We start from the raw sequence: 12,742 nt of genomic DNA on the forward strand, positions 1-12,742 counted from the left end.
CTCCACTTAACACTCTTGGCACGCTAGAATTGCTGCAGACAGCCGCGCAGCGATACTTCGGTTGCGCCGGTGCCGCCACGCCTGATCAGCGTGACGCACGCTCCCGCTCCTCATCAGTACAACAGCTCACGAACAGGGCGTCTTATGCGTTTCCAAGGACGATCCGAAAAAAATTCTACATAGACGAATGACGGGCAGACGAGGACCATGCGGGTCGTCATTCAACAAGCCGAGTTTATTGATTATGCGCTCCGTCGAACAAGAACAGATCGACCGCACTGTCCGCCGTCTGGCCGCCGATCGGAGCGCGGCGCGCGCCGCGGTGGAGAATGGATCCGGTGTGGATCCGGACTTGTTGGAGCGGCTGGGTGAACTCGGCCTGCTCGGCATTGTCCTACCAGTGGATATGGAGGGATCTGAACTCGGCCTGGCGGAAGAATGCCTGGTGGTAGAGGCGCTTGGCGAGCAGGTTGCCCCCGTTCCGGTCGTATCGATCTATCTGGCGTGCCATATACTTTCTGCCTGCCCTAACGCTGCTAGCCTTGCAGCGGACCTGGCATGTGGCAAGACGATCATAGGCCCTCTCCTCCACGCCGATGGACGCCTTCCCGACGTCTCGATGAAACCGGGAAACAAAGAAGCCGGGCATCTGTCTGCTGACATTCCATTTGCGTTTGAGGGCATGAATCTCGGGAGTCTCCTGGTACACGCCGACGGCATTTGGTGGATCGTGGACGCAAACGCGCCGGGCGTGGAACGAACTGCCCTGAAAAGTCTCGACAGGACACGCCCCATGGCGAGAATTAAACTTGTCGATGCGCCGGCAGCTCCGATAGGAAATTTTCCGGTCGACGATCTCCTGAAAATTGCTCAATGTCTTGTTGCCGCCGAAGCGGTGGGCGTAGCCCAAGGTGCGCTTAACCTGATCAATGAGTATGCGTTGCAGCGAGAACAGTTCGGCCAGCCGATTGGACGGTTTCAGGCGATCAAGCAGAACCTCGCAAACTGCCTGCTAAAACTGGAAGCCGGGCGCTCAAGCCTTTGGGGTGCGCTACGATCCGCTCATGAGGGTATTCCAGAGGGGGCTGCCGCCCGCCTTGCCAAGGCTGCAGCGAGTGAAGCTGCGACATATATTGCTGGTGAATCGGTGCAGATGCATGGTGCAATCGGCTGCACGTGGGAACATGACCTGCATCTCCTGATGCGACGCAGCAAGCATTGTGAAATCAGTTTTGGTCCCCCCTCCTCCCATTTGCAAGTCTTGGGCGAAGATGCGCTCGACCGCTATGGCGCGCAGCGAAACAAGCCCGGATCAAGCAAGAATACTGAGCAGGATATCGGATTTGTTCCAAGTCAGGCTGACGCCGAATTCCTGGTTGAATTCCAGACCTGGCTCGACGACCATGCCCCTCCCGAAAAAATCTCGGAGCTGCGCCGTTCGGATCTTGCCGCTCGCCGCTCTTGGCAGGCTGAGATGGCTGAGGGCAATTGGGCCGGCATTCACTGGCCTGTAGAATATGGCGGACGCGCTGCGAGCTTTACCCAACAGGTCCTGTACTATGCTGAAATGACAAAGCGGGGGTTGCCCCCGCTACCTGGCAATCGAGGACTGATGCTGGTCGGCCCCACGCTTATCACGCACGGTACCGATGAACAGAAAAAACTCCTCGCACCAACGCGACGCGCCGATATCCTTTGGGCAGGCGGATTTTCCGAACGTGGCGCAGGTTCTGACCTCGCATCACTACGTACCAGAGCTGTCAGGGATGGCGAAAATCTGGTCATTAACGGTCACAAGATCTGGACCTCCCAGGCCCAGCATGCCGACTGGATGTACGCTCTGGTAAGGACCGGACCGCAGCACCCCAAGCGTGACGGCATCAGTGTCGTCATTTTTCCGATGAATAGCCCGGGTGTAGAAGTCAGGCCAATTCGCCGGAACAATGGCGACTATCATTTCAACGAAGTCTTCTTCAACGATGTGACCATCCCGCAGAGTAACCTGATCGGGCCCAGGAATGCTGGCTGGTCAGTCAATCGGACGACTATGCAGGGCGAGCACCTCACCAATTTTCTCGGCGCACATGCCAGTCAGGCGCGGACCATCCGGCGTATCGCCAGCCTGCTCAAACAGCGTGAAGCCGAACGCGGCCTTGAGGTAGGCCTCCGTCAGCGTTTCAACACGCTGTGGGCGACAACCCAGATCGTACATCTGCACGGCTTGCGCAACGTCGCCCGCTTCACCAGCGGTTCCGACGTAGGCAGCGAGAGCTCCATCACCAAAATTGTCGGCCAGGAAAACGAGAAGGCGATGTTCGAATTCTTGATCGACGTAATGGGGAGCTCGGGACTTGAGGAAAGCATCTGGACCTCTGCATATCTCTCGACCCGTGCCTCCACCATCGGTGGCGGAACCAGCGAAATTCACCGCAATAAGCTCGCCGAACGCGTGCTAGGTATGCCACGCGACCTCTGGGCGGATGAAGAAGCCAGCAGCGTAGAAGAAGCGGCGGAATAGCGCATGCTGTTGGTCTGTTCAGTCACCATCCAAGCCAATCTGTTCCGTGTTGTGGACGCTGCCTGCCTACTCAATTGCACTCTCGCGCAACCCATTCAATACCAGACATTCGGAGTACACCATGACTGAAACTGAACCAGCACACCCTCTGCCAGCCACACCCTTTATCAAGGTGGAGCAGACCGGTGCGGCTCATCTTGAATTTCCGCGCTGCACCGTGTGCGGTGCATTTTCACTGGAAACAAACCGTATTGCCTGCGGAAAGTGCGGTGCAAGGGACAGTTTTTCCCTCCATCACCCTGCAACAATGAGAGGCATATTGCACTCATACTCGATCGTGCACCGCAGCTTTCCAGATGTGGCAGTACCTTTCATATCCGCGATAGTCGACATGGATGATGGACCCAGCCTCAAAGGGAATCTGCGAGGTATTGCACCAGATCCCGGAAGCATTTCACTCGGCATGGCCGTTAACGTGGTCCTGGATGACGCCCTGAACCGCAAGGACGATCAGGGCAATCACTATGTGAGCCACTTTTTTGAGCCGGTGACGGCGACCCAGGAGCTAGAAACATGAGCGACGTATACATCGCCGGGATCGACATGATCAAATTCGGCCGGTACCCCGACAAGACCCCCGCCCTCCTGGGAGCCGAGGCCGTGCTTGGCGCGCTGGACGATGCCGGCCTGACAATCAAGGATGTCCAGTCTGTCTATTCAGGCTGCGTCTTCAACACGATGAACGGGCAAAAGATCCTGCAGCAAGTGGGTGCATTCGGTATCCCTGTGACCAATCTCAGCAATGCTTGTGCAACAGGCGCCACAGCGGTCCGCGATGCCTGGATGGCAATTCGCACGGGCGACTATGATGTCGTCCTGGCTGTCGGCGTCGAGCAGATGACAGGAATGGGCATGCTGGGGGGATCGCGCGCAAGTCCGATCCCCACTGAAGGCCTCATGGGATCAGCTTCGATGCCCGCGACCTTTGCAGAAGCCGGGATGGAATATGCTGCAAAACATGGCGCCACTTTCGAGAATTTTGCCAACGTCGCGGTCAAGAACCACCACCATTCCACTTTGAACCCGAAGGCTATGCTTCAGAAGGAAACACCGTTGGAAATGGTTATGGGCGCCGAAATGATTGCCTACCCGAACACCAAATTCATGTGCTCGATCAATGTTGATGGGGCGGCAGCCGCTATCCTTGTTTCCGAACGCAAGGCACGTGAACTCGGACTCGGACGGGCTGTCCGCATTCGGGCATCCGCACTTGCCTCCGACCCTTGGCAGGACAGAAATCCGCAAATGCCGGACATTAATTCGGCAACGCGGTTATCTGCCCAGAAGGCCTACGAAATGTCAGGTATCGATCCCGCAGATCTCGATCTTGTTGAACTCCATGACTGCTTTGCCACGGCCGAACTGCTCCACTATGAAAATCTGCAACTGTGCAGCGAGGGCGAAGCAGTTCGCATGCTGGAAGATGGAGAGACAACGATGGGAGGCCGCATCCCGGTCAACCTCTCGGGCGGACTATTGTCAAAAGGGCATCCGATCGCTGCGACAGGCGTCGCCAATCTCTATGAGATTTGCACCCACCTTCGGGGCGAAGCTGGCCAGCGCCAGCAGCCCGGGGCCAAAATCGGCCTTGCGCACGTTGTCGGCCTCGGCACGTGCAGCGCCGTGCACATTCTGGAAAAAGCCTAGGAGTACGGACCGTCAGGGCCGGCCAGTCCTAAACTAGGTTGACCGGCCCTGACCTATGCCTGCCCAGCAGATTTGCGGATGGCTAAAATCAGTAGCCCTTGAAGACAGGCATGCGTTTTTCCTTCAGTGCAAGCATCGCTTCCTTTGCATCTTGCGTTTTGGAACAACGGATCATCGCGGATGCTTCAAGCGCCACAATTTCCCCGAGATCCTGCCGGACGGACGCGCGAATGTTGCGCTTCATATGGCGAAGCGCGACAGGCGGCGCGGCACTAAGCTGCTCAGCAATTTGCAATCCCCGGGCCAGGAGGCAATCGGCGCTCACTATTTGGTTCAGCAATCCGCACGCCCTGGCTTCGGTGGCATCGATCTTCTGGTTCAGAAACATCAGCTCACACGCTTTTGCCGGTCCGGCCAGTTGGGTCAGGAAATAGGTCACGCCATAGTCGCCCGACAAAGCGAGCTTGGCATAGGCTGGTACCATGCATGCCTCGACGGAACCAATCCGGATATCGCAGGCTAGCGCCAGGGCGAGCCCCGAGCCGGCCGCCACGCCATTGATCAGGGCGAGGGAGGGTTTGGGCATCTCGTGCAGAATCTGGTTGGTCGCCGAGCGAGCGACCATCTCGTCAATACGTCGCTCCTGAGACATTGGACCGGCTTGACCCGGTGCCCCGCCCGTATCCCCGCCGGAGCAAAACGCCCTGCCCTCGCCCGTGATCACGACAACGCGAACGTCAGTATCCTCCGCCGCTACGCGGACTGCCTGCTGAAGCGCTTCATGCAATTGTGGAGACAATGCGTTCAATCGGTCAGGCCGATTGAGTTTGAGTAGGGAGATGCCACCGATGCGTTCGGTGATGAGGACGCTCTGGGGTGAGGTGTCAGATGTCATGTCGCTTCTCACTGGCGGGTAAGCAGAAGACATCCAGCCAGAGGGCCCCCGCCTGCTGCTGCAACACCGACCTCAGGATTGCCGGGAACCTGCCGGTCTGCCCCTTCCCCCCAAAGCTGAATACAGGTTTCCCATAACAGGCCGAAACCGTGCAGCCGCCCCCCCGATAATTGTCCGCCCCCTGTATTAATGGGTAGCTCACCATCCCGCGCGATCCGCGCACCGCCTTCGACGAAGGGTCCGCTCTCGCCGCGTTTGCAGAAACCAAGCGCCTCCAGCCACACCAGCGTGTGAATGCTGAAACCATCATAGATATTCGCCACATCGACATCGGTCGGTTTCAGATCAGTGTGCGACCAGAGCAGCCGCCCGGCATCAAGGGCAGGCATGCCGGATAGTGGCTCATACTGGTCCCAGCTATTGCGACCAAACGCGGCTGCCCCCATCGACTCGATCCTAAGCGGCGGTTTTTTCATATCCTTGGCGGCGTCCAATGATGATACGATTACAACCGTCGCGGCATCTGTCGGGGCGTCGCAATCATAAAGTCCGAGCGGATCAGAGATCATGCGGGCATTCATGTAATCCTCATGGCTCATCGGATCACGATAGGCTGCATGCGGGTTAAGCATGGCATTGCGCCGCGCATTGACTGCGACCCACCCAAGCTGTTCCTTCGTCGTACCGAAATCATGCATGTGCCGACGGGCCAGCATCGCTTGCGAATTGACCGGTGAGAGCGCGTTGAATGGCCGCTGCCAGGCATAAGGACCGACAATCCGGTTCGCGACCGCATCCGGTTGAGGTTCTGGCGATTTCGATTTTCGGACGGAGTATTCATTGAGCGTGCGATAGCAGAGGACATGCCGCGCTTGCCCGGTCGCGATTGCCCCTACAGCATTAATCACCGAGCTGAGCTGTCCCGGACCTTCTATCAGGCCACTATACCAGCTCAAATCACATCCCAGCGCCTCTTTGAGGTCAATCACGCCTATCGGCGACATGCCAGGTGATGGCGACTTGCTGGGCCATGTTGCTATGCCGTCGATATCTTTCGGAGTTAGACCCGCATCATCCAGTGCCTGAAAAGACGCATCCAGCATGAGATCCATGATGGGGCGCGTCGCCTTGCGGCCGGGTGCAGCCAGCCCCACACCTGTGATCGCCGCCCCTCTGAAATTATTTGCCATTCCGGTCTGCCTTTTTTGTCATAATCGTGGAAATCACCATGACTGTTCCGTCTATTAGTCGTCCCCTCGTAATGTCGCGTCCTGCAGGGCGCAGCCGGATCACAGCGGCAAGTCTCTCAAGCATTCCCATTAACACAGTGACGACAGCAAGGACGGGCGCCTCAGGAGAGCCAAGCACCGGGCCATGCCCCGATTTGAATTTATCCTCGAGCGCAGCCATCATCGGACGAAGCATAGTTGCCCGTGCTTCCCGGAAGCGTGGCTCACCTTCATCTGCTGCCAGGTTGCGGATTCTCAACACCGCATAATGCTTGTCCCAGAATGACAGATATGCCTTCACCATGGCACGGACGCCGGCTTCCGGCGCGGCGGTATCGATGGCATTTACGAGACTGGGAAAGTCCGGAAGCTCTCCCTTCAGATCTTCGAGAACGGCCAGAACCGCCTCTTCGACATCCGCAAAGTAGATGTAGAAAGTCGCCGGGGAAACAGATGCCATATTGGTAATATCCGAAACGGTCACCGAGCGTAGGGAGCGGCTTTCAAGCAATCGACTCGTCGCGTCGCAGAGGCGCTGACGCGTAAGAATCGACTTCTCCCTTCTTGATCTCGGCCGGTTTTCACGGCCGCGAACAGGCACGCTCTTCGGTTTGCGCTCGACGCCTTGCTTCTTAGCCGGTGCAGGCCTTTCTGAATCAGTCATGATGGGCCTCATTTGGCGTATTTAGGTGAATCTTCATTCGGCTACCTCGTTTCGCAGATCTGCAACTATTTTGTCTCGGCACAAATTGCGGATCTCGATCTGACTGAAACCCAGCTCTTCCAGACATAGCACGGTATGCTCTCCCAGGTCCGGTACGCCGTGTTGAGGCAAAGCAGGCTGGCCATCGAAGAGCCAGAATGAACCTACCATCTCGACCTGTCCGAATTTCGATTGATTGAACCGGGCGACCAGACCTCTGTCCAGGTTCGCCGGATCTTCAAAAAACCTGTCCCGGTTATCGGTCCTTGCCTCGGCCGCTGGAATTTCACAATGGCCAGCCAGTGCCAGGGCGTCGACAACAGACAAGCCTTGAAGGTAATGCTCGACGCCGCGCACGCTGGTTTCGTCCGTGTGATGCTGCAGGCTTTCCCACGCTTCGGGCATATCGCTGGCGAAGGCGACCCAACCATCCTTACACGAATACAAACGGCGGGTCGGAGATACACCCATCTGCTGCTGGTCCAGCACCGGATAGGGTGTCAGCGAACCGTCTTCGAGCATGATTGTCTCGCTCACCGTCATCAATCCGGCACCAAGCAGTGAAGCCCCGACAGCCTGGCCACCATGGCCATTGTCCCTGTGATACAGGCCCAGCAATGTACCAAAGAGGCTGGCGAGTGCACATTGATGGTCCATCATGCCGAAACGGTGCCACATCGGCTGATTGCCTTTGCCGGCTCCTTCGAATTCCCATCCCGTCTGTGCTTGGAACAGCTGGTCATATCCCGGCCAGTCTTTGCGAGGGCCTTTCGGGCCATAAGCGCTGACATGACAATAGATAAGGTCAGGATTGATCGCCGACAGTTTCATATAGTCGATACCGAGGCGATGTGCAGCCGGGAGCCGTATATTGTGGTGAACGATGTCGGCCCATTTGGTAAGCCTTTTAATGATATCAGCCGCCGTTTCGTGCTTCAGATTGACCGCAAGCGAACGCTTGCCCCGTTGACAGCCAAAAAAGGCGCCATCATTGCGGCGAAGGGGATCGCCCGTGAGGCCTTCGACCTTCACCACATCAGCGCCAAGGTCGGACAGCATCATGGTTGCGAACGGCCCGGCGAGGAAGGCTCCGAAGTCAGCCACTTTCACGCCTTTCAGAGGCAAATCAAGCGCCGCGTCAGGCGGACACGCAATGTGACTTTTCCCGGCTTCGCTCGACCAGTCCTCATCGCGCCAAGGTGACGCGGAGGACGCGGGGCGGCAAGCACGCATCGGCGGTTCAATTGAAACCGGAGCACCGGGTTGCCATGTCTTGCCGAAGATAGGGTCCTCGAACTCGATGACGTAGCCATTCAGCCTGGCTTGCGCATCAGAATAGATATGCCCCATGGGCACATCAGGCTGCACGGCCACATCTGCCGACCAGAGATCTTCAAGCCAGACTTTGCTCGGTCGGGTCTTGAAGATGTGTTTGTTTGCACCCCAGTTGGGACAAATGTGATCGCCTTTTTCTTCCGCATTCAGCTGCGCAATCCGTTCGGCTCCAAGTTCCTGCAGCGCGGCATGCATCAAGGGTGCGTGATCCGGAGTGGATTTGATGTGGATCCACACCCCATCCCCACATTCGAACTGGGGAGACCGAATGCTCTTCCCCATTGAATTTTTGAATGCTGGCGTCGCCTTTTCCGCCGTGCGCCACAACATCGCGCTCGGCGCGAGCGCACCCTGAACGAGGCTTGTTGAGACGCCTCCGATACCCTTTCCCCGCGCCCTCTGTATGAGACGGGCAACTGTGCCGATGGCAGCAAGGTAAGCACTCCCCCAGCTGCCCAGCGGGAATCTCAGATAGATAGGACCCTCCCGAACGCCGGCCTGCTCGTCCATTAGTCCCGCCTCAGCAAGAACCAGCGTATCATCCACGGGAACATCCTCCAGCGTGTGCCCCGCCGGCCACCCGCCAATCTCCGTGACGATCAACTGTGGATGCCTGTGCTTGATGATATGCGAACACAGCCCGAGGCGATTCCTTTCGCTGGGCGTTATATCAGTCAGCAGAATGTCTGCCTCGGACAGGAGATCGTGCAGCATCTCCATGCCTTCTGGTGTCTCGCAATTGCGCTTCAGCCTTCGCTTACTGCGATCCCAGACAGCAAATGATGCCAAGTTGTGCCTCGGCCCGGACTCATCCCCCTCAATCAGAACGACGTCCGCCCCTGATTCAGCCAGCAAAAGGCCTGCATAGGCGCAGGCGTGGCCTCCTGACCACTCTACGACCCTGATCTTGCTCAGAATGCCTTCGGACATATCGGCTATTGCTCCCACAACGCAGTATGATTAGTGAAGAAGTATCACATTGATTGATGATTGAAACCCACATGATTAGACATCACCTTCCTGTTATAGACAAAGATAATTCTGATTTCTGGTCAGGCGGATCTTCAGGCAATTTAATTATTACGCAGTGTCAGAATTGCGCTCTCTATATTCATCCGCATACAGGCATCTGCAGACGCTGCCTATCACGTGACCTTGCGCCCGCGATTATGTCAGGGCGCGGCGTCGTCTCCACCTATACAATCAATCACCAGAAATGGGAGCCGGACCTCGAAACGCCCTACACAATCGCCATTGTGACGCTTGAGGAGCAGGCCGGATTGAATCTGACAACCAACATCGTTAATTGTGCGCCCGAAAATGTCTGGATCGGCATGCCCGTCAGCGTCGTGTTCGAACAGGTTGAAGATGTGTGGCTCCCACTTTTCGCACCTTCGCCCGCGCGTGGTTAATCGCGCCTCCAGCTCACCTCAACAGACCGAGAAACATAAATGCCGATTCAGTATCCGGAAATTCTAAACCTCACATCCTCAGGTCACACCAAGGAATGGACCCGTCAGGATTCGATGCTGTACTCATTGGGTCTCGGGCTTGGCTCCGATCCGCTGGATGAACGCGAATTGCCTTTCGTCTACGAGAAAGATCAGAAGGCGATGCCGACCATCGCGGCCATTCTGGTCCGCGGTCTCGGCGTCACCGTCGATGCACTCGGCATTGATTACCGTATGTCCGTTCACGGCGAACAATCAATCATCTGGCATAATCCCATGCCACCACATGGCCGCCTCCGGGGCGAAGGACGCGTCCTGTCGGTATACGACAAGGGCGACAAGGGTGCAGTGGTTAACACCGAAACTGACCTGATAGACGCTGAAACGAATATACCGCTCGCCACAGTCAGGGTCACATCCTTTGCGCGCGGCGATGGCAATTGCGGCGCCCCCAGAGATGGCGCGCCACCGCCGCATCCTATGCCTGACAGAGCGCCGGACCTGGTCACGACGATCACAACTCGACCCGATCAGGCGCTCCTTTACCGACTAAGCGGAGACTACAATCCCCTTCACGCAGATCCGGGCGTCGCATTATCCGCCGGCTTTGATCGGCCCATACTTCACGGCTTGTGCACCTATGGTCTGGCGGCTCGCATCATCCTTGATGCCTTTGGTCACTTCAAACCAGAAACGTTGAAGGAACTGCATGTCCGCTTTTCCGCACCCGTTCTGCCCGGTGACACTATAACTTTCCATCTGTGGAAGTCGGGAACCGAGATATCCTTCACCGCGCATGTACGGGAGCGCGATGCGACCGTCCTCAAGAATGGCCGTGCGGTGCTGGTGGACTGAGCTGCACCCTTTGAAAAGCCAGCCGGCCTGCGTCGGGCTGGCAGCCAAGAACCAGCCCGAGACCCGAGATATCTGACTTAAGCGGCTTCTTCCTGCCGTACGCTGCGGCCTTTTTTCGTCCGCGACGCCGGCGCCAGACTTTCTGCCGTTTTCCAGAAATGCGAGACGGTTGCGCGTGGCGGCTCATTCCTGCGAACAAGGGCATATTCAACGGTAGGAGCACGACCCGTAAGCGGAACATGGACAAACGATCCATCTACACCGGGATCGCTATGCGGGTAGCTGAAGCTTATAAAGGGCAGCCGCTGCTCCTGAGCCAGGTGGGCGATGGCCTGGGCACCTTCCGGAACAATAATGGCCTCACATCCCCGATCAATGACCGGGGCATAGATGCGATCGTAAAATTCCTGATTGATCCGGGGATTGGTAACCGGAATCTTGCGTCCCTTCAGATCGTCGAGCGTAATCTCATCTCGATTTGCCAGTTCATCCTCCTTCGGAACGAGCAGGCTGACGGGGCTGGAGTGGATAATCAATGATTCCAGGTCGGGCAGGTCACTGAACAAGGGGATAAGTGCAAAATCGATCAGTCGTTTGCGCAGTTTCGAAATCAGTCTTGATGTATAATTGCTCGTAATCTCGACACTGACGCGATCATGCCGCTCCTCGAATTGGGTGAATAGCTCACGCCGCTCAGGCACCCAATAGGTGAACGGATTGACCCCCACCTGAATGACCTGACTGTGGCTCTTCATCATGTGCTTCGCCTTGTCGAGACATTCGTCACTGGCGACCTTCAGCAGATAGGCCTCTTCATAGAGCAGCTCCCCTTCCCGAGTTAGTCGAACGGATCGTGTGCTGCGCACGAACAGTGGGAATCCAAGCCGCATCTCCAATTGCTGGATCTGTCGCGAAAGCCAAGGTTGATCAACATTCAAACGTCGCGCCGCCTTGCTAAATGACAACTCTTCAGCAACTGCAGCAAAACGAATAAGTCTATCTATCTCCGACATTTTTACCTCCCAAGATTTGCAGATTTTATATTTTTTGTTTTTTTCCCGTGCTGTAGGCTGTCTCAACTGCACGTATTTTGCAATGGTCTTGATTGAAAACACATAAGCCAAATTGAAAAAGAATAGGTTTTTCAGTGACGGTACGTCATAAATTAATTTAGTTTCGTCGAGATATCAGCCCCAGTTGATGGGCTCAGCATAACATTGGGAGAGGATTCATGGACTACAGGACTATACTTTTTGATGTGTCGGAGGGGATTGCCACGATCACGCTCAATCGCCCGGAAGCGTACAATAGTTTCACCAGGGACATGACGAACGAATTCACCGATGTATGGAACCGCATCCGGGACGATGATGCGGTGCGCGCGATTGTCCTTCAGGCTGCCCCCTGCCCGGCTTTCTGTTCCGGCGCTGATGTAAAGGGGGGGCCTGGAATTACACCTTACCGCCTGCCGGACGCGCGTCAGAAACCATGGCAGATGGATGATCCTGCGGAATCTCTCGGACCGAAATCCAACAAGGTCTGGAAACCGATGATCGTCGCCGTCTCAGGCATCTGTGCAGGCGGCGCCTTCTACTTCCTGAACGAAGCCGACATTATTATCTGTTCGGATGATTCGACCTTTTTCGACCCGCATGTGAGCTTCAACATGGTATCGGCTTGTGAACCGGTCGGTGCTCTCGCAAGAATGCCGCTGTCGGAAATCCAGCGAATGGTGTTGCTCGGAAATGAAGAACGGATGTCGGCACAAACCGCCCTGCGCATCAGCCTCGTGACCGAGATCGTGACCCGCGATGATTTGTGGAATCGTGCGAGGGAGCTGGCGGCATCCATCGCCAACAAGCACCCGGTCGCCATCGAAGGATCCGTACGCGCGATCTGGGAAGCGCTCAGCCTCCCCCATCGCGAAGCCATGGAAAATGCCCTGATGTATACCCAGATCGGCAATCCGATCGCCATGGCGGGAACAGAGCGCAAGCTCGGTCAGAAACAAAAATACCGCATCAGATAGCGCCGACAGGGCCTGGCGGG

At 56.6% G+C, this 12,742-nt stretch carries 11 protein-coding genes and 1 pseudogene; 7 read left to right on the plus strand and 5 right to left on the minus strand.

The features are described from left to right. The first annotated feature begins 244 nt into the window (after window positions 1–244). The 3 genes from V7660_RS06235 to V7660_RS06245 all read left to right on the plus strand — a co-directional run bounded on the left by V7660_RS06235 (window position 245) and on the right by V7660_RS06245 (window position 4,225). Window positions 245–2,518 (plus strand): acyl-CoA dehydrogenase family protein, encoded by a 2,274-nt coding sequence (locus tag V7660_RS06235; RefSeq protein WP_335602262.1) that lies wholly within the window; start codon window positions 245–247, stop codon window positions 2,516–2,518. Window positions 2,519–2,639: 121 nt separating this feature from the next. Next, window positions 2,640–3,095 carry a Zn-ribbon domain-containing OB-fold protein gene (locus V7660_RS06240; RefSeq protein ID WP_335602263.1) on the plus strand — a complete coding sequence of 152 codons (456 nt, stop codon included), beginning with the start codon at window positions 2,640–2,642 and terminating at the stop codon, window positions 3,093–3,095. Further along, a complete protein-coding gene (locus V7660_RS06245; protein WP_335602264.1) occupies window positions 3,092–4,225 on the plus strand; it encodes a thiolase family protein in 1,134 nt (377 codons plus the stop codon). The genes V7660_RS06240 and V7660_RS06245 overlap by 4 nt, the downstream gene beginning before the upstream one ends. 88 nt (window positions 4,226–4,313) lie before the next feature. Here V7660_RS06245 and V7660_RS06250 read toward each other — a convergent pair whose 3' ends face one another. Genes V7660_RS06250 through V7660_RS06265 form a run of 4 tightly spaced genes read right to left on the minus strand, consistent with a single transcriptional unit; the run spans window position 4,314 to window position 9,317 of the window. Continuing rightward, window positions 4,314–5,120, minus strand: coding sequence for an enoyl-CoA hydratase/isomerase family protein (locus V7660_RS06250; RefSeq protein WP_335602265.1), 807 nt, complete (start codon window positions 5,118–5,120; stop codon window positions 4,314–4,316). 8 nt (window positions 5,121–5,128) lie between these two features. Further along, complete coding sequence (locus V7660_RS06255; RefSeq protein WP_335602266.1) at window positions 5,129–6,310, minus strand: thiolase family protein; 1,182 nt, start codon at window positions 6,308–6,310, stop codon at window positions 5,129–5,131. Then, the gene (locus V7660_RS06260) at window positions 6,300–7,013 is read right to left on the minus strand and encodes a TetR/AcrR family transcriptional regulator (RefSeq protein ID WP_335602267.1); all 714 of its coding nucleotides are present in this window, start codon (window positions 7,011–7,013) and stop codon (window positions 6,300–6,302) included. The genes V7660_RS06255 and V7660_RS06260 overlap by 11 nt, the downstream gene beginning before the upstream one ends. Window positions 7,014–7,046: 33 nt before the next feature. After that, window positions 7,047–9,317 (minus strand): CoA transferase, encoded by a 2,271-nt coding sequence (locus tag V7660_RS06265; protein ID WP_335602268.1) that lies wholly within the window; start codon window positions 9,315–9,317, stop codon window positions 7,047–7,049. A 71-nt stretch (window positions 9,318–9,388) separates the two neighbouring features. On the opposite strand from V7660_RS06265, the pseudogene V7660_RS17240 reads away from it, so the two are divergent. The 3 genes and pseudogenes from V7660_RS17240 to V7660_RS06275 form a co-directional block, all read left to right on the plus strand. Further along, window positions 9,389–9,532, plus strand: a pseudogene (locus tag V7660_RS17240) (zinc ribbon domain-containing protein); the annotation flags it as partial. A 24-nt stretch (window positions 9,533–9,556) separates the two neighbouring features. After that, window positions 9,557–9,799, plus strand: coding sequence for a Zn-ribbon domain-containing OB-fold protein (locus V7660_RS06270; RefSeq protein ID WP_335602269.1), 243 nt, complete (start codon window positions 9,557–9,559; stop codon window positions 9,797–9,799). 39 nt (window positions 9,800–9,838) lie between these two features. Beyond that, window positions 9,839–10,693, plus strand: coding sequence for a MaoC family dehydratase (locus V7660_RS06275; RefSeq protein WP_335602270.1), 855 nt, complete (start codon window positions 9,839–9,841; stop codon window positions 10,691–10,693). Between the two features lie 77 nt (window positions 10,694–10,770). On the opposite strand, the gene V7660_RS06280 is transcribed toward V7660_RS06275, so the two are convergent. Continuing rightward, window positions 10,771–11,706: a LysR family transcriptional regulator gene (locus V7660_RS06280; protein WP_335602271.1), complete on the minus strand. Its 936-nt coding sequence runs from the start codon at window positions 11,704–11,706 to the stop codon at window positions 10,771–10,773. Window positions 11,707–11,924: 218 nt separating this feature from the next. Here V7660_RS06280 and V7660_RS06285 point away from each other — a divergent pair, with 218 nt between their 5' ends. Beyond that, window positions 11,925–12,722, plus strand: coding sequence for an enoyl-CoA hydratase/isomerase family protein (locus V7660_RS06285; protein WP_335602272.1), 798 nt, complete (start codon window positions 11,925–11,927; stop codon window positions 12,720–12,722). Window positions 12,723–12,742 lie beyond the last annotated feature (20 nt).

It is taken from the genome of Hyphomonas sp., assembly GCF_036964145.1.
Taxonomy (GTDB): domain Bacteria; phylum Pseudomonadota; class Alphaproteobacteria; order Caulobacterales; family Hyphomonadaceae; genus Hyphomonas.